Below are 18978 nucleotides of genomic sequence, written 5' to 3'. Positions count from 1 at the left end.
GATCAGATTCCTTGTTCACTGAGCCACAGGTTCAGCGCCGCCAATTGCCACAGCTTGGAGCCGCGCAACGGAGTCAGCTGGCCTTGCGGATCGGTCAGCAGGCGGTCGAGCATGGCCGGGTTGAACAGGCCGCGATCCTGGCTTGGATCGAGCAGCAGTTCGCGCACCCAGTTCAGCGTATCGCCCTGCAAATGCTTGAGGCCCGGCACCGGAAAGTAACCTTTCTTGCGGTCAATCACTTCGCTTGGAATGACCAGTCGAGCAGCCTCTTTCAAGACTTGCTTGCCACCGTCCGGCAGTTTGAATTTGCCCGGCACCCGGGCCGACAATTCCACCAGGCGATAGTCGAGAAACGGTGTGCGCGCTTCCAGGCCCCAGGCCATGGTCATGTTGTCGACACGCTTGACCGGGTCGTCCACCAACATGATCGTGCTGTCCAGACGCAGGGCTTTATCCACCGCCGCCTCGGCGCCGGGCTGTGCGAAATGTTCCTTCACGAAGTCACCGGCAGCGTCATTGGCCGTCAGCCATTTCGGTTGCACGGTGGCGGCGTAATCCTCGTAGCTGCGATCGAAGAACGCATCGCGATAGGCCGCGTACGGATCGGCGGCGCCATCGACTTGTGGGTACCAGTGATAGCCGGCGAACAACTCGTCCGCGCCCTGGCCGCTCTGCACCACTTTGCAATGCTTGGCCACTTCCCGTGACAGCAGGTAGAAGGCGATGCAGTCATGGCTGACCATCGGCTCGCTCATGGCGCGGAACGCCGCGGGCAGTTGCTCGATGATCTCTTTTTCGTCGATGCGCAGTTGATGGTGCTGCGTGTTGTAGTGTTTGGCGATCAAGTCCGAGTACTGGAACTCATCACCACGTTCGCCGCCGGCATCCTGGAAGCCGATAGAGAAGGTCGACAGGTTTTCCACGCCGACTTCACGCAACAGACCCACCAGCATGCTTGAATCGACACCGCCCGACAGCAGTACGCCGACGTCCACGGCCGCACGTTGACGGATGGCCACCGCGTCGCGGGTGCTGTCGAGTACACGGTCACGCCAGTCTTCGAGCGTCAGGTTCATCTCGTCGGCGTGTGGGCCGTAAGGCAGGGTCCACCAGGTTTTCTGCTCAGTGGTACCGTCTGCTTCGATGCGCATCCAGGTTGCCGGTGGCAGTTTTTCGATGCCGGCCAGCAAGGTGCGCGGTGCCGGGACCACGGCGTGGAAATTCAGATAGTGATTGAGTGCCACCGGATCGAGGATCGGGTTGATGTCGCCGCCCTTGAGCAACGCCGGCAGGGCCGAGGCAAAGCGCAGGCGCTGGCCGGTGCGCGACAGGTACAGCGGCTTCACGCCGAGACGGTCACGCGCGATAAACAGGCGCTTGGCGTCGCGTTCCCAGATCGCGAAGGCGAACATGCCATTGAGTTTCGGCAGCAGTGCCTCGCCCCAGGCGTGATAACCCTTGAGCAGCACCTCGGTGTCACCACCGGAATAGAAAGCATAACCGAGGCTTTCCAGTTCGGTGCGCAGTTCCGGGAAGTTGTAGATCGCGCCATTGAAGGCCAGGGACAAACCCAATTGGTTGTCGACCATCGGCTGCGCCGAGCCGTCCGACAGGTCCATGATTTTCAGGCGACGGTGGCCCAGGGCAATCGGCCCCTGGCTGTGAAAGCCCCACGCGTCAGGGCCGCGAGGGGCCAGGTGATGGGTGATTCGTTCAACGGCTGCAAGGTCCGCAGGTTGATGATCAAAGCGTAACTCGCCAGCTAATCCGCACATGTACTGTAAGCCCTTTGTATTTCGGCATGTGTGTCGCTACTGGTGATTTGCTCGTACCGTTTTTGTACCACTTTCCACTTTGTCCAGCTTCTCAAGCTCTGCCCAATCGCTCGGCGAGCTGATCCACTTGGCGTACGTCGAAAGCAGCATTTGAACGCTGTGTCCAAGTTGCGCGGCAATGAATGCTGGGTTCATGCCTGACATCAAACACATCGTTGCGTACGTATGGCGCGTGTCATACATCCTGCGATGCCGAATTCCTAACTTTCGCAGCGCGCTCAACCAGTAGCGTTTTGGACCAGTTTCAGACCGGATGAACAGTTCTGTTCTATCGCCCGATCCTTCCGGCGCGAACACATAATCAGAACGCGCCGCTGTAAGTGGCCTGGCTTTTTCGAGCGCCTTGAATGCACGATCGTTCAATAAAACTTCTCGCGATGTCTTCGTTTTGGTCCGCTCTTGAATCTTCCCGTATATGCGGATACGACAAACGCGGGCAGTTTTTTTGCGCATATCAACTTCCGCCCAGCGTAGAGCCATCGCCTCTCCCGGGCGCATGCCGGTGTAAAAAGAGAACTCGAAAAACACGGCGTAGATCTGCTGCAAACCACTCGTCAGTTCATACAGCTTGGCAATCATCAAATCAGCTTCGGTGCGCGAGAACGGATCGAGATCTCGCTTTGGTACTCTTGTAGGCGGAATCGAAGCAGCCGGATTTCGGACGATCAGTTCGTCGCGGACGGCCTGGGTGAAGATGGTCGTCACCAACCTGATTGCATTTTTTCGACGGACAGGTGAAGTCCACTGAATGTCATTGACGACCTTGCGCATGATCACGGGCGTGATCTTGTCGATTGGCTTGTCGGCCAGGTAGGGCACCCAATAGTTCTGAAGAGTCGAGCGGTAATTTTTCCGCGTGCTCTCGACGATCTGGAGACTGTCTAGCCAGTCCTGGGCATAGTCGAAAAAAATCGGCACGCTCTGGACCTCTGAGCTGCGCGTGCCCGGAAATATCTCGGCGTACTTCTGCGGGGTCAGCGCGCCGAGCTTGTCTAGTTGCTTTACCTGAGTACGAAGGCTCGCCGCAGCTGCGATTCCTTTCGGGGTTTGAGGGTAGGGGAGCGTCTCGCAGCAACGCTTCTTGTTCCAGGAGAAGCGAATTCGGATTGACCGGCCGACAAGTTCAACACCGGCTGGCAGGTCCATAGGCTTTCTATCCATTCGTCATATCTCCTTTTGCTGTACATGATCCGGCCATCAATCTTCGACCAGACGCCTTGTGGAATAATCTTCCGCTCTCTCTTTCGCTGCAGCGCCTTCGCCGTGGTGCCCACCAGCTCTGCCATCCGCTTCTCGGTCACCTTGTCGTGGCCGTCCTCTTCGGGCAATTTTTCAGCAGCCCCCATCAGTCACCCCCTGCGTGTCGCGACACGTTTTCGTTATGCGTGTTTTGTGTCGCGTCACGACCGTGCGTCAAGCGCGCTGGAAATGCCACTCCCTCCCATTTGCCTGCCAGTCCACGGATGTGGTGACGGTCAACGTGTGGACGATGCGGCTTGCTTGCGTACAGGCAGGCGCAGGCGGCGAACCGATCTGCATGTACGGCAATATCCACCAGCGCCTGGTGCTCGCCAGTGTTGACCTTGACCCAACCGTCTTTCGTCTTCCCATGGTCACTGGTCCGGCTCAGGATGAAGCGCCGGCCAGTGTTCTTGGCGCCGGTGGATGACTCGTTCAGGTAGTAGGCGATCGCGCCCTGGCGAACCCGCAAAATTGTCTTAGCCATCGTTGCGCCCCTCCGACTCGGCAATCGCACGCATCTTTAGCTTGATGCCGCACGCCATAGCCAAAGCGACCAACTCATGTACCGTGGTGCTTGGCTCCTGCAACGCATGACCTCGCCGGACGAGTCGCGCGCCCAAACTGGCGAACTCATCGCCCGTGGCTGTGGGCCTATATGCTCTCGCGCTCATAGCTGGAACCTCTCATCCTGTGGGAGCGGGGTTTTCGCTGGTTGGCCTTTGTCCGACGCTGAATTTACCGGAGAAGCCCGGCCTGCCTCACTTGATGGGGTGGCCTTCTGTGGGAGCGAACTATCCGGCAAGCAGCTGATGCCAGTGTTGTTCACGATCCAGCAAGTGACGCCGCGCTGGCTGTCGTGCTGGACGCTGATGACTTGCTCGGCCTGGAAGGCGCTGGCTTGGCCGGAGGCGAGTAGCAAGATGAAAACGATCAATACCTTCATGCCATCACCTCATTCGCGAAGTCATCCGCCATCGGCCAGTTGAGACGCGCCGCATCCGTCTCTCGGTCAAGATCTGCGCCGCCGACCGGATCACCCATCCCAATTCGCACCATCGGCACGTTGGCGCACCCAGTACCCAGCGCACCGTCACGCAACCAGCGGTATCGGTTTGCGTCGACAGCCATCTGGATGTGATCGTCGATGCAGAACTCTGAAGCGTCCATCGCTGGCGTCACCACATCCCGGTCGCTGGCTCCAGCTATTACTGCCAATCCGCGGCCGATGGAAACGTGGGCACCAAGTTGAATGTGCTGCTGGATCTGCTCCAGTGTCTGACCATGAGCTGGGCGCAGCACGATGCTGATTCGGTCGATCACCGGTCGCTTGAGTGAGTTAGGCATGGGCTTCCCCTTTCACCTGTGGGACACCTGCCTGGATGCGCTGGTAGATCTCTTCGCGGTGAACTTCGACTGCGGCCGGCGCGGTGATACCGATACGCACTTGCTGGCCGGTGACGGCAAGTACAGTGACGCTAATGTCGTCGTTGATGCGGATTGTTTCGCCGACTCGACGGGTGAGAATCAACATGGGGTTACTCCTTTTTTCCAGGCCGAGCGAATCCCGGCCGCGCTGTTGGCTTTCGCAAAAATCGGTTTTGGGTTAAGCGGTTAGAGCGACCTCAATCCGGCGGACAGCCACACGGGTTTCGATACGGCGCTCGCCTGGGCGACGGATACGGCTCATGTGGTCGTCAGTAATCGCGGCATGGCCGGTGAGGATTGCGCAGACGAGCACCACCAAATGCCGCGCAATGCCACGGTAGAAGAGTTCGGCGGGAATCGCCGAGCGGCTGCTTACGCCAAGCTTGTAAAAGATGCGCTCAATGGATTTTTTGACGGTGCCGGGAGCACACCCAACAACCCTGGCGATTTCCTTGTTGGCGAGGCCCGCGCATACCGCGAGCGCAGCACGCAGCTCTTGTTCAGCAAGAACGCCGGTTGTTCCCTGCAGGTTGCCGAAGTTGATTACCGTGCTCATGCCCATCTCCATTGATGCGTTGCGATGGGTCAAAATATAAGCACGTTGATATTTCCGCGCAAGAAGTATTTTTATAATTCGGTTTGTTATGCTGTTAGTCGGGCAAAAAAAAACCCAGCAAGGCTGGGCTTTCGAGTGCGGTGCGAGGTATCAGAAGAACGTGGCGCCCCAGAAAACCCTGCCCATCACGATGATCTGGGACTTGATCACTTCTTCGTAGGAGTAGAATTCGTCCGGATGCTCAGCGGAGTTGTAACTCCTGACCCTGATCCCACCCCCTGGGAGTCGGTAGAGAACTCGAACCTTAATCAGCCCCATATGCTCGAAAACGTACATGTTGCCGTCCACGATCATGGTATCGCCCATATCGGCTACGACAGTGCTTCCGTCATTCAGTACTGGGCTCATTGCGTTTCCAGAAACGGCCACGGCAATGCTATTGACGTTATCGACGCCCTGTTTTTTGAGGATATCTTCGCTCAGGTGAACACTCGCGGTAGCGCTCACTTCAGCCTTCGTCCGGCCTGGAATTCCGGGGTCATCGAACTCAATCAGGTACGGTATTTCTACATTGAGTAGAGAGTTTGATGGCGCGTATCGGCTGGCTGTCTTCAGGGCCTCAATTCTCTCGCGCATAGCAAAATTTAAATGTGCATCCTCATCGTGTTCGCCGGTGAATATCTCGTTCAGCGCAGCGTGAGTTAATGCTGTCTGGTCTTCAGGCGCTTCCATTTCACCCTCGCCAGATTGCAGCCATACGCTATTAACACCACACGCCTGCGCGATCTGAATCAGGTACGAAGACCTGAGTGTTTTACCGGATTCGAGCTGGCTGATAGCGGTCTGTGCGATGCCGACCTTCTCGGCAAGCATTGACTGTGTCAGATCGGCCTTCTTCCGAGCGAGTTTCAAGCGTTCTGATAGATTCATCCGCTCATCCTATAAAAATACTTATGGGGTTGCAAAGAAGTTTGCTTCTGTGCAGTCTATAAAAAGACTTATCAGAGGCCTTTCCTGTGGCTGAAAAAATCATTTCGCTTATTGAGTACTTTGGTAGCCAGGCTCGGACTGGTAAGGCGCTTGGTGTTTCTCAGGCGACGGTTTCCTATTGGTTATCTGGCGCCCAAAAGGTAAGCCCTGAAAAAGCGCTTCTTGCTGAAGTCGCTTCGTGCGGCGCAATCAAGGCTTCTTCACTGTGTGACCTGATCGCTCGGGTCGAAGCTCGCCACAAGTTAGGTGAATCTTCCGCTGAATTGCCGCCGCCTGCACCTGGGCCTGACGGCTCTGTTCATCCATCCAGTGTGGGTATCGAGCAATGAAAGATACCGAGTCGGATGTCGTGCTTCTCGATCTTGGTGAAGCGGTAGCCAGGTTCGGCCGGGCGAATGTTGCCAACTCCCTCGGCTGTACTGGGCCTGCTCTCGCAAACGCCCTCCGTGTAAAACGGATGATATTTGTTCGAGCTATAGACGATAACTTGCTGTATGCGTTCGAGATTTCATCGTTTCCGGGGAAAGGTTTTTGTAAGAAATTGCCCCGTGGAACAATAAGTTTTCGAAGCGATACTTCAAGTATTCTGAAAAAAGAATACGGCTGCCAAGAGCACCTACAAGTGCAAACAACCCCGCCAAAAGAACTACCGATTTTGTTGTCCGGCTAAATCGCGGGCAACAAAAAGGCCCGCATTCGCGAGCCTTCTTAACCAGTCCGCGCCAACGGACTTTCTTTGAATCTTCGTCGAGGGAGACGAATTAATGCACCCAAAAAATAGCACCACCACACTTGCAGCGCAAGCCTTGCTGACAGCAGATGTCGGCTTTTGCAACACCCCGATCGACAACACGGGACTTCAGATGCTTCACGTTGCACCGGGGATCGCTGCTGAAGATGCCCTTGAGACCGCGAAGGTCTTGTCATCTGGATTGGGGCAGATATGCAGCCATATGCACGACAGCTTGAATATGGGCGAGCTGTCCTACTGCGACGGAATGGCAACACTGGGCTTCCTGGCTGAGACAATCAGCGCGCTGGTTTGGTCTGTACAAAAAGGCGTTGAAGCAGCAGGGGAGACCGCGCTATGAATGGCGAGTCTCCTACGGCTAAAGATCTGGCTGACGAGGCCGAATTTCAGCTCGTCTGTGCCCGGGAAAACCTTCAATGGCTGGCTGCTCTCGCCCGCGCAATTGCTCATGACGCAGGGACTGGCGGCCGCGATACGAAGGTGCTGGTAGACCTCGTCTGCTTTTTGGACGACACCGGTTTTTCTGGCATCGATCAAGCTATCGATCAGTTCAAAACGGCATCTGCCGGGTACGCGACACAAAAAGCCGAATCCGAAAACGTGTCGCGTACCTCTGCGGAGGTGCAGGCATGAGTACATCACTGTCACAGATCCACCCTGATTTTATCGAGGGTGAAATCATCCGCGACGCGCTCGTCAGTCCAACAGATATGGCTCGAATGAACGAAGCGCGCGCCGCCTTCAACGAACTCAGGTCAATTCTGCTCGCGCAAGTTGTTCCGGTCCTGGGCGGCTGGAGCAATCCGCTTGCTACCGAGATTGAAAGTCGACTCGAGTCGATCACGTTCGCGTCTCGCAACTTCCTTTGGCCAAATCGTCACGCGGGTGCAGCACACGACGCTTTGATTGTAAGGGGGGCTCAATGACCATCACCCCATTCAATGGCGGCGATGCCGTCACCATGTCCTCCCGCGATATCGCCGAACTTACCGGAAAGCGTCACGACAACGTCTTGGCTGATATCCGAGGCATGCTTGCAGAGCTGAAAATAGATGTCCTGAATTTTCAGGGGGTCTACTCGGACAGCATGAATCGGGAGCAGGTCGAGTTTCGCCTTGATCGCGAACTGACCGAGACCCTGATCACCGGCTACAGCATCCCACTACGACACAAAGTGATTCGGCGCCTTCACGATCTGGAAGAACAAGCTGCACGGCCAATGACCCAGGCCGAAATCACTGCGGCCAATGCGAACCATCTTGTGGCTGTCGAACGTCAGCAGCGGGAGCAGCAGGTAGCGCTGGATCGGATAGAAACCCGCGTCACACAAGTCGAGCAAGTCCGCTACCTCGACTCAATGCCCGCCGGGTTCGAGTCGATGACCTCGATCCGCGCTCGTATAAACCTGCGTCACGGTATCCCCCAGTGGGTGATCAACGCCGTGATGCGTGACATCCCCGGTGCGTTGCTCCCATTCGCCATGGTCCGCAGCAAGCACGCCGACGACGGTGGTCAGCCCTACGCCATCTGGCCCAAGGCCGACATCACCCGCCGCTTCGACCGGTTCGCCGCAGAGTGCACCTTCGTCACCGCTGAGCGCGCCACCCATCCTGATATCGAGCAAGGCCGCTTCAAGCTGCGCCTGAGGATTTCCGCATGAGCAAAAACAAAACGCCGCAATCTACAGAGCCGACGGTGATCGATGATGCGCACATGGAGCAATTCACCAATGATCAGCTGGCTTACAAGGCCTGGATCGGTGCGGACTTGGCGCAAGAGATTCTGTTTGACGGTGAGGCCTGCGAGGGGAGCCTGCACGATGCGAAGTTTGAGGTGGCTCACGCCTGCGTTGCGCTGCGAGTTCTCCTCCGGCGCCTCACGGGCATGGATGCGGACGCACTGCGCATCGCTGTAATGCAGGTCCGCCTTGAGGAATTGGTGCTGGAACCGGATGTGGAACAGTTGCCCGCATGGGAGACAATGCAATGAGCACCCAACCGCAAGCAACTACTGCAGAGAAGGGCCCGGTATCTGTTATTGCTGGCCCGTGGCCGTACTACGGACACTTCAAGGATCTCCCGGAGCGCGATCGCTGGGTACTTTACGGCAGCGCCAAGGCTTATCGCGAGGCGCTTGAAAATCAGGGGCTGGTGATGGTCGAGGGGTACGACGACTTTGTTCGCCGCGTGACGCGGGAGCTCGATCTATGACCGTCGACACACAGCGCAAATTTCAAGGCGTGTGGATCCCGGCCGAGCGTTGGCTGGACCGTACGTTGTCGCCAACTGAGAAAGTCATGCTGGGCGAGATTGCGAGTTTGGACACCGGCCCCCGCGGCTGCTACGCCACCAACGCTCACTTTGCTGAGTTCTTCAACCTATCCATATCCCGGGTATCCGAGATCATCAGCGGACTTGTTGATAAAGGGCATGTGCGCATTGAATTGATCCGTGAAGGCAAGCGTGTAGTCGAGCGCCGCCTGCGCCTTGTTGACCCCTTCGGATTTCCGAATACCCCTTCGGGAAATGCTTCGAACCCCTTCGGAAAAGGCGGCGAACCCCCTTCGGGAAACACGCAGGGGAGCAATACACACAGCAACAATACAAAGAGCATTAAAACCCCTCCGGCACCCGCTGAAGGAAAGGCATCTTCAGAGGAAGGATTTGAGCAGTTCTGGAAGCTGTATCCGAAAAAGAAAAGTCGCAAGGAGGCACTTAAGGCTTGGGTGAAGCTGAACCCCCAAGCAGGTTTGCGCCAAGCCCTGATCACTGCTTTGGGGGATCACTGCGTTTCCGATGACTGGACCAAAGACGGCGGGCGGTACATTCCGAACGCCTCGACCTGGATCAACGGTGAGCGCTGGACGGACGTTCTCACGCCATCCATTACCGGCAAGCAATCGGCCTACACCAACCTGCCAACACACACGCCAGACATGTACCAAGGAGGCGAAAATGGCCCCGCGTTCTAATTTCCGCCGCTCTCCAGCAACTCGCATGTTTTCGGGTAACTGCCCTGTGCACGGCGATGTCGGACGCTCGGAGGTCGAGCAGTTTGATGGCTCGACACAGGTTCGCCCGTGTAAGGCGTGTCAGTGGCAGGCGCTCCGCGTTGATCCCTTGGGCAGCGATTCGCACCAGCAGGCCGTGGCTCACGCTGCAGCCGAACGGATCAATACCGCATTGATAGGCTCCGGCATCACACCACGCTTCTCCGACAGCATGTTTGCCAACTACCGCGTCGATAACTCGGCAATGGGCCAGGCCTTGGCGATCTGCCAAGGCTACGCCGACAACTTCGGTGATCACTTCCGGGACGGTCGGAACCTGCTGCTGTGCGGCAACGTAGGTACTGGCAAAACTCACCTGGCCAGTAGCATCGTCCAGCAAGTCGTTCGACAGCTCGGCGCCGTCGCGGTCATTACCTCGGCGGCCGAGATCATCCGGGTATTCAAAGGATCGATGGATCGAGCTGCCGGGTACAGCGAGCGTGACGTGATCGCCGAGCTGGCCGACTTCGACCTGTTGGTGATCGATGAAGTCGGCGCCCAGGCCGGTACCTCTTACGAATTGTCGGTACTGCATGAGGTGTTTGATCGCCGTTATCAACTGGTCAGGCCGACTGTGGTGGTCTCGAACATGGACGCCAAAGGGCTTGGCCTGTACATCGGCGAGCGGGCACTCGACCGTCTGCGGGAGAACAAGGCGCTGCTGGCCGGGTTCACTTGGAAGTCCGAGCGGAGGCGCGCATGAACGACTATCGCGAGCTGTACAGCGATGAAGCGGAGCACGCTCTGCTCGGTTCGCTGCTGCTGGACGGCGATCTGTTCGATTCGATCACAAGCAGCGTGGCGCCGGCGGACTTTCACGACCCGGAAAACGCCGCGCTTTACCAGGTGATGATCGATCTGCATGGCACCGGCGAACCTATTGACCCGGTGACGCTGCACAACTTCAAGCCGTACCTGCCGAGCGGAACCATCACCTTGGCTTACGCCGGCGAGTTGGCGAAGAACACGCCCAGCACCGCTAACTGGAAAGCCTACGCGCGGACTGTCCGAGAGAGGGCGGTGCTGCGGCGTCTGGTGGATGCAGCTGACGCTGTGCGTGACTCGGCAAGTGAAAACAAGCCGGTGGCAGAGATTATCGCCAGTGCTCAGCAGGCCATGGCGGACTTGCGCGACCTCGACACCGGCGAGCCGGACTACAAGCGTATGGATGAGGTGATCATCAGGAACATCGACATCATTGATGCCAAGTTTAATGGGGCGGTGCAATCAGGGCTGTCCACCGGACTGGTGGATTTGGACAAGATGATCCGTGGGCTACGGAAAAAGACAGTCACGATCGTGGCCGGGCTCCCGGGCAGCGGCAAGACAACCCTCGGCCTGCAAATCGCGCAACACATCGCCTGTTCCGGTGCGGGGGTTGGAATGGTGTTCTCTCTGGAAATGCCGGAGGAGGAGTTGGGCAACCGCGCGCTGGCATCAATTGGCGGTGTCGACCTTCGCAAACTCGATGATGGGCAACTGCAGGATGAGGACTGGCCTCGGCTTACCTCCGCGGTCAGCAAGCTGATGGACGCTCCGTTGTACGTCAGCGACAAGTCCGGGCTCACGGTCGCACGGATCCGCAGCATCTGCCGTCAGGTTCAACGCGCCCATGGTCTCGACGTGGTGGTGATCGATTACATAGGGCTGATCGGTTCGGACGGCAAGGCGTTCAACCGCACGGCTGAACTGGGCAAGATCTCGACTGAGATCGTCAACATCGCCAAGGAGCTCAATGTGCCGGTGATTCTGCTGGCCCAGCTCAACCGCGATTCCACCAAGCGCCCGGGGAAGAAGCCGATCGCCTCCGACCTTCGTGACTCTGGACAGATCGAGGCGGACGCCCACTGCATTCTCCTGGTTCACCGCGACATGGACAGCGAAGAGGGCCAGAACGGAGTCACCGAACTGATCATGCCCAAGTGCAGGCACGCGCCGGTCAGTTCGTGCCTGGTCCAGCAGCAGGGCCAGTTTGCGCGGTTCGTCAACTTCGCCGGCCGCGAGCCTTCCAACGAGGAGGTCGAAGCCGGCCGCCCCTTTGCCAGCCAATACAAGGGGAGGGCGCGGTCATGACCCTCACTCCGAAAACGCTGGCAGTGTCCCTGAGTGATGCCGAGATCCGTCGGCACGCGAACACAGATATCCGCCAGCTGCGTGATCCTCGGTATCGCGAATTGCGCTTTCGCTATTCGACCGTAGACCGCAGCAGAGGCGCTTGGCACGTCGTGATCGCCGGCAGGTGGGGCAAGGCTGGCGATTATCCGGGCATCAGCGCCAAGGCAATGCTGGCCACGCTACCGAGCATCTTGACGCGACGGTCGGCCGATCCAAAAGCAGCATCGACCATCAGCGCCTGGAGCACGGTGGGCGACCTGCTGAGTTGGTACACCGACCGCATGAGTCGCGATAGGGGGTTGTCTGACAAGCGAAAGGCCAGCGCTCAATCAGCGTTGCGGCGCCACTTGGTGCCACGTTTGGCGGACATCGTTCTCTCAGACTTCGACCGTCCGAGCCTTGATCGTCTGCTGATGTGGCCAATGCAGGAGCAGTTCGCTCTGTCGTTCGTGCGTTCGGTCTACGGCGTACTGGCGGTTGCGTTCCGGCAAGCCGCACGCCTGGCCCTGCTGGACGTGAACCCGATGGCCGACCTCAAGTTTACTGACTTCGTCCGGACGCGGATCAGGCCAAAGCCAGCGCGCTTGCGGGGTGATGACTTGCCTTCGCTCCTACAGGTGTTCGCCGAGCAATTCGATGTCGTGCCGGTGGCGACCATGTTGCCGATGATGATGCTTTGCCACGGCACGCGGCTGGGAGAGACCCGCCTGGCGCGTTGGAAGAACATAAATCTCACCACGCGGCAATGGTTCATCCCGGCAGATGACACCAAAACCAAGGCCGAGCACACCCTGCCTCTGACCGATCAGGCATGTTCGCTCCTACAGCGTTACCGGGCCAAGCAGGCAGCGAATCGTTACACCGGGCCTTTCCTGTTCCCTGGCAGCAGCGGATCGGCATTGAGCCCCAGCAAGGCGTGCACCGTGTTCGCCAGCGTGGGCAAAGGCGAATGGTCGAGCCACGACCTGCGCAAGGTGGCCCGCACCGCGTGGGCTGATCTGGGCGTCGATTACATGGTGGGCGAAATGCTGCTGAATCACGCCATGAAGGATCTCGACGCGACCTACATCCACACCACCGCCGAGGGCATGAAGCGCAAGGCGCTGGAGGCGTGGCATCAACACCTCGATCAGCATGGTTTCAATGCGCTGCATTCCGAGACATATGCAGGACACAGGAGCGCAGTCAGTAGCGTGCAGGCCATTGAATCCGAGGCTTGTAGCGAAAATCTGCATCCATCCCAAGGGAGGAGGTTTTTGGACAAAACGGCCTCCGCAGCACCGGTCAGTACCAATCCCAACAACCAGCCAGGAGACGGCGATGAGTAACGTAACAGCGGCATTGCCGCGCAAAAGCCTGCTCGAGCATGAGCGCAAGTTTTTGAAGATCGCCGGCGAAGGTTTGGCCAAGGAGAAAATCGGCGGTGCTGCTGCAATGGCCTGCCTTTTGGACATCGTCGCTAGTTGGCACGCGACCCGGGTGAACATCGGGTTTGGCGATTACTGCAAGCGCTGGGTGGCTGAGGGGAACGCCAAAAGCAAGACCGCCGACAGCCTGCTGCGCAACCTTCTGGGCCTTGACGACAACCCGCCGCCGCGCCGTATCCGGAGGGCAGCTTGATGACGGTCTACCGAAGCGCCGAGCACGGCGTGATGCGAGCAATGAACGTTGATTCCATTTCATTGCACAAAGGGGCTGGCTGGCAGAACAAGTACAAGCCGGATGTTTGGGAGGCGGAGCGGGCCGACAATCCATGCCCAATGGATCGGTTCGACCAGCTCACCCAGGACAGCATGACTCGGTCTCTCCTGCGCCGTGTCTTGGCGCCGCATCACTGGCAGGTGTTGGTGGCTCACTTCATGGTGGACCTGGACGGCTCAACCCAGCAGCAGCGGATGGCGGCCATTGCTCACCTGGCGCGCTCGGCGCCGGGCAAGTCCCACCACCTGTTCAGGACGAAGTGCGTCACCGCCTGGGCAACACCGCGACTGCCTGAGGCGTTCATGGCGCTGCACACTTGGGACAACGCCGACACACCGACACCAGAGAAGACGCTGTACCGGTGGCGGTCGGATATTCGCAAGTGGCTGGAGGCCGAGCGAGACACTGCCATCGCCTCGGCTTGGGTGATTCTCAACGAAGCGGAATTGATTGCGGAGGCAGCTTGAATGGTTGAGAAAATGAGAATATAGTTTTCCACATTGCGGTTCTGCGTCTTTAGGATGCGAACACGAAAAGCCCGGCCACTGTGTCGGGCTTTTTTAGTTTCTGGGGTCCACACAATCCCCATCATTCCTAAGTGCTCATTGGCAGGTGTATCTTCATTGCATAGCGGATTGGCTATCTTGAGGAGCACAAATGGAAATTGATTGGCAATTGAGCAGGACTATTCTCTCGGCGTTGAATGAGCTGGTCCCTGCTACCAGGCGAGACATTGATTCGGGTGGCCTGCATAACGAGCTTAAGGCCAGGGGTGTCAAGCTCGGACTCACAGCCCACTATCTTCTTACCGTCGACTATCTCGTTAAGGAGGGTTACATCAACTCTGCTGGTGCAGTAGGTGAGGAGGATGGTTTCCCTCATCCGCATCACCTTATGAGCGGATTAACCCAGACCGGCAAAGATAAGTTGAAGTCGCTTCACAACTGAAAACTTGAAACAGGCCTCATAACCCAAGCCCAGCCATCGCGCTGGGCTTTTTCGTTTTCGGCTCCACCACACCCATTGCCCCGAGCTGGGAGTGCTGCTGGAGCCGATCCTAATCAAGTCATGCTGAGTCGGAGTCGAGCGCATGGATCTTCTGCATCGCCTGATCGACAAAGCCGAATGGCTCATCGCAGGATTGATTGGCGCCATCGTCGCCAGCTGGTGGCACAAGGATGACCTAACCGACTGGCGTGCCTGGGCGATCTTTCTGATCACCGGCGTCGCGTGTGCCCTTTACCTGACCGGCATGGTTAGCAACTACCTCGGCGTCACCGAGCCGAACATCGTCGCCGGGGTTGGCTTTCTGCTGGGCACATTCGGCGGCTCCCTACTGGCGGCGATTAACCGCGCCATCAAAGCCGCTGACCTCTGGGCGTTGATTCGCCAGCGGTTCGGCGGAGGTAATCCACCATGAACTTCGAACTGATCAACTCCATTGCTTGTGGCCTGATCGCGCTATGGGCTACCTGGTGCGTGCTGAGCGGGAAGGTGAGAGACGGCATCCTCGGCAAACTGATTTATTCGGCGATCGCCATCAGCGGCTTCGTTGTTATGGCTCGCAATCAGACGTTGTTCTTCGGGCCAACAAGCGCCGGCTTGACTCTGCATGCGTCTTTGGCACTAGCCGGTCTGCGTCACATCTTTATGGTCACGTACTGGCTTAGGGTGAAGGGCTGGTTGTGCCGCACGCTCAGTTGCGAACACTGCATGGGCTGCGACAAATTGCCGAGCGCCGACCAGGCCGGAGATGCTCCTTCGAGAAAGCGGCCATGACCACGCTGCTTCGATTGGTCCCGATCTGGCTGTGGTTCGCACTGGCTGCGCTGGCATCCATTGGCTACTTGGCGCTGCGCTTGGACAACGTGAAGGATGACCGAGCAGTCGTTACGGCAGAGCGCGACACTGCCTCAGTCCGCGTAACCTCGCTGACCAACACGCTGCGCCTACAGCGCGAACTCACTGAAGACATCAACCGAGTCTCCGACGATGCGAAAGCCAAGACTGAACACGTTACGGCTGCCGTTGTTATTGCTGATGGCCGGGCTCGCAGCCTGCAGCAGCAGATCACCGACCTCATCGCCAAGCGACAGTCCTGTACTGCCGAGGTTGCCAGCGGAAGCAAGACAAACACCGACCTTACCGTTCTGCTCGCCGACCTGCGTCGAAGCGCTGACGAAACAGCGGGAAGACTGGCGGAAGCGCTTGACCGAAGTCGAATAGCTGGGCTTGCGTGCGAGGCCGCCTACTCGGCTGCCCAGCAGCACAGGTAGGAGGTAGCACATGGCATGCAGTGGATGCGCTGCCCGGCGCGAATGGATCAAGAAGTGGAGTGACATTGCATATGAGCGAGCCGCTCAGCTACTTGGAAAGCCTGCTGACCCAGGTGCTGACCGAGCAGAAGCAGCAGACAGCGATCCTCAACAGGATGGCCGAGCAGCAGCTGCTCCTGATTCAGGCGCTGGCAGATGAGGGTGAAGAAGACCCCGATGCTTTGCCCTCGACCTACATGGATGGCACGCCATGCCGCTGAGGCCGAAGAAACCGTGCAACGCCCAGGGCTGTAACGTACTCACCCGAAACCCTCGCTACTGTGATGATCACGCTCACCTATTGAAGAGTGCGGTCCGTGCCAAGCCACGAGAGAGCAGCACGAAGCGACACTACAACTACAAGTGGCAGCAAGCCCGTGCCGGGTTCCTTGCCAAGTACCCGCTGTGTCGGCACTGCTCAGCCAGAGGATTGGTGGTCGTGGCCACCGATGTCGACCACATCATCCCGCACAAGAACGACATGGTCCTGTTCTGGGACAAGACCAACTGGCAGAGCCTGTGCGGGCCGTGCCACTCGGCCAAGACGGCCGCCGAGGACGGTGGATTCGGCAATGCGCGGCGCTGAAAGCAGAAAAACCTCGAAAAAACAGTGAAATTCGACCAAATGAGACGGATTCGCGTCCACGGGGTGGGGGAGGGTCGAAAGTCCAGGGCCTTTGGCTTCTAGACCGCGCCCTCAACCTTTCTTGCACGCCCGCGAAATTAAAACTTCAGGAGTTGCGCGATGGGGGGCACCGCCACGGTCGCCGGCCGTGGTCGCAAACCCAAGCCGACGGCCAAGAAAGCACTGGCCGGAAATCCCGGCAAGCGTGCGCTAAACAAGGATGAGCCGCAGTTCTCCAAGATCACTCAAATCGATCCACCGGAGTGGTTCAGCCCTCGGGCTGCCACCATGTGGAACATGATTGTTCCGGAGCTGCTGCGCGAGAACGTCGTGGCGATTACAGACCTTCACAACGTCGAGGCTTTCTGCAGCGCGTATGACAACTGGCGCATGGCGCAGGAATCAATCCAGGTGCACGGCATTGTGGTTACCGGTGCCACCGGCGGGCCGATGAAGAACCCGGCACTGACCGCGGCGAACGAAACGATGCGCCAGATGGTTACCTTCGGCTCGATGCTTGGCCTGGACCCGGCCAGCCGGACCCGGCTGATAGGCGGCAACAAGGAGAAAGAAACCAACGAATTCGCCAACCTGTTGAGATCCTAATGACCAAAGCCCTGCACCCCAACGTCGACAAGGCGATGGCGTGGGGAAGGTCCGTGCTCCGTGGAAAGGTTCCGGCTTGCCGGTATGTCCACCAGGCGATCCAGCGGCACTTCGACGACATGGCCGCCAGCCGCAAGCGCGGGTACCGCTACAAGTTCGATCCGGCCAAGGCCGAGAAAAAGCTACGCCTGATGCAGCTTCTTCCCCACACCAAAGGGGAGTGGGCGTTCAAGCGGCAGCTGATCACCTTGGAGCCCTGGCAGCTGTTCGGCATTGCCGTCACGTATGGCTGGGTCAAGAAGAAGGGTGGCTTCCGGCGGTTTCGCGAAAGTTACTGGGAAGTCCCCCGTAAGAATGGAAAGTCCGTTGTCGCCGGCGGCGTTGGTATTTGCATGTTCGTCGCCGACGGCGAGTACGGCGCCGAGGTGTATGCCGGGGCCACTACTGAGAAGCAGGCTTGGGAAGTGTTCCGCCCGGCAAAGCTGATGGTCAGTAAGTCGCCGATGCTTGTGCAGGCCGCTGGCATTGAGGTGAACGCCTCAAACATGAACATCCCGTCCGACTTCAGCCGCTTCGAGCCTCTGATTGGCAACCCGGGCGACGGTGCGTCACCCAGCTGCGCCATCATCGACGAATACCACGAACACCCCACATCGGCTCAGTACGACACCATGCTTACTGGTATGGGCGCACGTCGTCAGCCACTGATGTTCATCATCACCACCGCCGGCGCCGATATCGAAGGCCCGTGCTACGACAAGCGCCGTCAAGTTATTGAGATGCTGGCGGGCACCGTCCCGGACGATGAGCTGTTTGGTTGGATATGGACGCTCGATGAGGGCGACGACTGGACTGATCCGAAGATGCTGGCCAAGGCCAACCCTAACCACGGGGTTTCGGTGTTCCAGGAGTACTTGGAGAGCCAGCAGGCCCGAGCGATTCGCTCGGCCCGATTCACCAACACCTTTAAAACGAAGCACCTGAACCTCTGGGTTAGCGCGAAATCCGGCTTCTTCAACATGGAGGACTGGAAGTCATGCGAAGACACCACGCTCACCCTGGAGCAGTTCGAGGGTCAGGAGTGGATTGCCAGCTTCGACTTGGCGCGCAAGCTGGACATGAACTCAAGGGCTCGCGTGTTCTGGCGTGTGATCGACGGGAAAATCCATTACTACAGTGTCGCGCCGAAGTTCTGGGTTCCTTACGACACCGCTTACGACAGTGACAACAAACGCATGTCTGAGCGGTTCCAGGCCTGGATCAACACCAAGCATCTGGACGTTACAGACGGCGCCGAGATCGATTACCGCGAGATCCTCGAGGACACCAAGGAAGCCAACCACCAGGCTCCGGTACGCGAGAGTCCAATTGACCCGCACGGTGCAACGGGTTTGAGTCATGACCTCGATGACGAAGGTTTCAACCCGATCACGATCACGCAGAACTACACCAACATGTCGGACCCAATGAAGGAACTCGAAGCTGCCATCACCGCTGGCCGGTTCCATCACGACGGAAACCCGATCATGACCTGGTGCATCGCCAATGTGATCGGCAAGAACCTGCCGGGGAACGACGACGTCGTGCGGCCGATCAAGCAAGGCGATGACAACAAGATCGACGGCGCAGTCGCGCTGATTATGGCCATCGGCAGAGCGCTGATTCTGGTCAACGACAACAGCGGCAACATTAGCGACTTCTTTTCGAAACCAATCATTGTTGGATAACTCACCCATGGATACAGGCCTGATCCTCTTCATCGTGGCGG

The 18978-nt window shown here is 58.1% G+C and carries 29 protein-coding genes; 22 read left to right on the top strand and 7 right to left on the bottom strand.

The annotated features are described in order from the left end of the window. Positions 1 to 2: 2 nt before the first annotated feature. From AC1ROI_RS27325 to AC1ROI_RS27295, 7 genes are all read right to left on the bottom strand, one after another. On the bottom strand, positions 3 to 1775 hold the full coding sequence (locus AC1ROI_RS27325) for an N-acetylglutaminylglutamine amidotransferase (protein ID WP_010461733.1): 1773 nt from the start codon (positions 1773 to 1775) through the stop codon (positions 3 to 5). 36 nt (positions 1776 to 1811) lie between these two features. Continuing rightward, positions 1812 to 2996 (bottom strand): tyrosine-type recombinase/integrase, encoded by a 1185-nt coding sequence (locus AC1ROI_RS27320; RefSeq protein ID WP_102594667.1) that lies wholly within the window; start codon positions 2994 to 2996, stop codon positions 1812 to 1814. 184 nt (positions 2997 to 3180) lie between these two features. Further along, the gene (locus AC1ROI_RS27315) at positions 3181 to 3561 is read right to left on the bottom strand and encodes a hypothetical protein (protein WP_102594666.1); all 381 of its coding nucleotides are present in this window, start codon (positions 3559 to 3561) and stop codon (positions 3181 to 3183) included. Positions 3562 to 4016: 455 nt separating this feature from the next. Beyond that, positions 4017 to 4421, bottom strand: a complete 405-nt coding sequence (locus AC1ROI_RS27310; RefSeq protein ID WP_102594663.1) for a hypothetical protein — start codon at positions 4419 to 4421, stop codon at positions 4017 to 4019. Then, complete coding sequence (gene csrA, locus AC1ROI_RS27305; RefSeq protein ID WP_102594662.1) at positions 4414 to 4608, bottom strand: carbon storage regulator CsrA; 195 nt, start codon at positions 4606 to 4608, stop codon at positions 4414 to 4416. The genes AC1ROI_RS27310 and csrA overlap by 8 nt, the downstream gene beginning before the upstream one ends. Before the next feature lie 72 nt (positions 4609 to 4680). Further along, a complete protein-coding gene (locus tag AC1ROI_RS27300) occupies positions 4681 to 5058 on the bottom strand; it encodes a LuxR C-terminal-related transcriptional regulator (protein ID WP_102594661.1) in 378 nt (125 codons plus the stop codon). 150 nt (positions 5059 to 5208) lie between these two features. Continuing rightward, positions 5209 to 5988 (bottom strand): XRE family transcriptional regulator, encoded by a 780-nt coding sequence (locus tag AC1ROI_RS27295; RefSeq protein WP_102594660.1) that lies wholly within the window; start codon positions 5986 to 5988, stop codon positions 5209 to 5211. A gap of 86 nt (positions 5989 to 6074) precedes the next feature. On the opposite strand from AC1ROI_RS27295, the gene AC1ROI_RS27290 reads away from it, so the two are divergent. The 22 genes from AC1ROI_RS27290 to AC1ROI_RS27185 all read left to right on the top strand — a co-directional run bounded on the left by AC1ROI_RS27290 (position 6075) and on the right by AC1ROI_RS27185 (position 18937). Next, positions 6075 to 6377: a transcriptional regulator gene (locus AC1ROI_RS27290; protein WP_102594659.1), complete on the top strand. Its 303-nt coding sequence runs from the start codon at positions 6075 to 6077 to the stop codon at positions 6375 to 6377. Further along, a complete protein-coding gene (locus tag AC1ROI_RS27285) occupies positions 6374 to 6718 on the top strand; it encodes a Cro/CI family transcriptional regulator (protein ID WP_146012954.1) in 345 nt (114 codons plus the stop codon). Before AC1ROI_RS27290 ends, AC1ROI_RS27285 begins: the two co-directional genes overlap by 4 nt. A 94-nt stretch (positions 6719 to 6812) precedes the next feature. Further along, a complete protein-coding gene (locus AC1ROI_RS27280; protein WP_102594658.1) occupies positions 6813 to 7139 on the top strand; it encodes a hypothetical protein in 327 nt (108 codons plus the stop codon). After that, positions 7136 to 7432: a hypothetical protein gene (locus tag AC1ROI_RS27275; protein ID WP_102594657.1), complete on the top strand. Its 297-nt coding sequence runs from the start codon at positions 7136 to 7138 to the stop codon at positions 7430 to 7432. The genes AC1ROI_RS27280 and AC1ROI_RS27275 overlap by 4 nt, the downstream gene beginning before the upstream one ends. Then, on the top strand, positions 7429 to 7725 hold the full coding sequence (locus AC1ROI_RS27270) for a hypothetical protein (RefSeq protein ID WP_172962151.1): 297 nt from the start codon (positions 7429 to 7431) through the stop codon (positions 7723 to 7725). The genes AC1ROI_RS27275 and AC1ROI_RS27270 overlap by 4 nt, the downstream gene beginning before the upstream one ends. Then, a complete protein-coding gene (locus AC1ROI_RS27265) occupies positions 7722 to 8459 on the top strand; it encodes a Rha family transcriptional regulator (protein ID WP_172962150.1) in 738 nt (245 codons plus the stop codon). Before AC1ROI_RS27270 ends, AC1ROI_RS27265 begins: the two co-directional genes overlap by 4 nt. Then, positions 8456 to 8788: a hypothetical protein gene (locus tag AC1ROI_RS27260; RefSeq protein ID WP_102594656.1), complete on the top strand. Its 333-nt coding sequence runs from the start codon at positions 8456 to 8458 to the stop codon at positions 8786 to 8788. Before AC1ROI_RS27265 ends, AC1ROI_RS27260 begins: the two co-directional genes overlap by 4 nt. Beyond that, the gene (locus tag AC1ROI_RS27255; protein WP_102594655.1) at positions 8785 to 9009 is read left to right on the top strand and encodes a hypothetical protein; all 225 of its coding nucleotides are present in this window, start codon (positions 8785 to 8787) and stop codon (positions 9007 to 9009) included. Before AC1ROI_RS27260 ends, AC1ROI_RS27255 begins: the two co-directional genes overlap by 4 nt. Beyond that, a complete protein-coding gene (locus tag AC1ROI_RS27250; protein WP_102594654.1) occupies positions 9006 to 9770 on the top strand; it encodes a helix-turn-helix domain-containing protein in 765 nt (254 codons plus the stop codon). Before AC1ROI_RS27255 ends, AC1ROI_RS27250 begins: the two co-directional genes overlap by 4 nt. Then, positions 9754 to 10551, top strand: coding sequence for an ATP-binding protein (locus AC1ROI_RS27245; protein WP_102594653.1), 798 nt, complete (start codon positions 9754 to 9756; stop codon positions 10549 to 10551). The genes AC1ROI_RS27250 and AC1ROI_RS27245 overlap by 17 nt, the downstream gene beginning before the upstream one ends. Next, positions 10548 to 11921 carry a replicative DNA helicase gene (locus tag AC1ROI_RS27240; protein ID WP_102594652.1) on the top strand — a complete coding sequence of 458 codons (1374 nt, stop codon included), beginning with the start codon at positions 10548 to 10550 and terminating at the stop codon, positions 11919 to 11921. The genes AC1ROI_RS27245 and AC1ROI_RS27240 overlap by 4 nt, the downstream gene beginning before the upstream one ends. Continuing rightward, a complete protein-coding gene (locus AC1ROI_RS27235; protein WP_102594651.1) occupies positions 11918 to 13291 on the top strand; it encodes a tyrosine-type recombinase/integrase in 1374 nt (457 codons plus the stop codon). Before AC1ROI_RS27240 ends, AC1ROI_RS27235 begins: the two co-directional genes overlap by 4 nt. Beyond that, the gene (locus AC1ROI_RS27230) at positions 13284 to 13583 is read left to right on the top strand and encodes a hypothetical protein (protein WP_102594650.1); all 300 of its coding nucleotides are present in this window, start codon (positions 13284 to 13286) and stop codon (positions 13581 to 13583) included. The genes AC1ROI_RS27235 and AC1ROI_RS27230 overlap by 8 nt, the downstream gene beginning before the upstream one ends. After that, positions 13580 to 14131, top strand: coding sequence for a hypothetical protein (locus tag AC1ROI_RS27225; RefSeq protein ID WP_146012953.1), 552 nt, complete (start codon positions 13580 to 13582; stop codon positions 14129 to 14131). Before AC1ROI_RS27230 ends, AC1ROI_RS27225 begins: the two co-directional genes overlap by 4 nt. 190 nt (positions 14132 to 14321) lie before the next feature. Then, positions 14322 to 14612 carry a hypothetical protein gene (locus AC1ROI_RS27220; RefSeq protein WP_102594648.1) on the top strand — a complete coding sequence of 97 codons (291 nt, stop codon included), beginning with the start codon at positions 14322 to 14324 and terminating at the stop codon, positions 14610 to 14612. A gap of 142 nt (positions 14613 to 14754) precedes the next feature. Continuing rightward, positions 14755 to 15084, top strand: coding sequence for an MFS transporter (locus tag AC1ROI_RS27215; RefSeq protein WP_102594647.1), 330 nt, complete (start codon positions 14755 to 14757; stop codon positions 15082 to 15084). Further along, entirely contained in the window at positions 15081 to 15443 is a 363-nt protein-coding gene (locus AC1ROI_RS27210; protein ID WP_102594646.1) for a hypothetical protein, read from the top strand. The genes AC1ROI_RS27215 and AC1ROI_RS27210 overlap by 4 nt, the downstream gene beginning before the upstream one ends. Further along, the gene (locus AC1ROI_RS27205; RefSeq protein WP_102594645.1) at positions 15440 to 15940 is read left to right on the top strand and encodes a DUF2514 family protein; all 501 of its coding nucleotides are present in this window, start codon (positions 15440 to 15442) and stop codon (positions 15938 to 15940) included. Before AC1ROI_RS27210 ends, AC1ROI_RS27205 begins: the two co-directional genes overlap by 4 nt. Before the next feature lie 71 nt (positions 15941 to 16011). After that, the gene (locus AC1ROI_RS27200; protein WP_156375901.1) at positions 16012 to 16200 is read left to right on the top strand and encodes a hypothetical protein; all 189 of its coding nucleotides are present in this window, start codon (positions 16012 to 16014) and stop codon (positions 16198 to 16200) included. After that, positions 16191 to 16565, top strand: a complete 375-nt coding sequence (locus AC1ROI_RS27195; RefSeq protein WP_102594643.1) for an HNH endonuclease signature motif containing protein — start codon at positions 16191 to 16193, stop codon at positions 16563 to 16565. Before AC1ROI_RS27200 ends, AC1ROI_RS27195 begins: the two co-directional genes overlap by 10 nt. Positions 16566 to 16724: 159 nt before the next feature. Beyond that, positions 16725 to 17210: a phage terminase small subunit P27 family gene (locus AC1ROI_RS27190; RefSeq protein WP_102594642.1), complete on the top strand. Its 486-nt coding sequence runs from the start codon at positions 16725 to 16727 to the stop codon at positions 17208 to 17210. Continuing rightward, positions 17210 to 18937, top strand: coding sequence for a terminase large subunit (locus AC1ROI_RS27185; protein ID WP_102594641.1), 1728 nt, complete (start codon positions 17210 to 17212; stop codon positions 18935 to 18937). The genes AC1ROI_RS27190 and AC1ROI_RS27185 overlap by 1 nt, the downstream gene beginning before the upstream one ends. The last annotated feature ends 41 nt before the right edge of the window (positions 18938 to 18978 follow it).

It is taken from the genome of Pseudomonas sp. GW823-FHT02C02 (genome assembly GCF_058797635.1).
The sequence above is the reverse complement of the archived record's forward strand: the minus strand, read 5'-3'. Positions and strand labels throughout refer to the sequence as shown.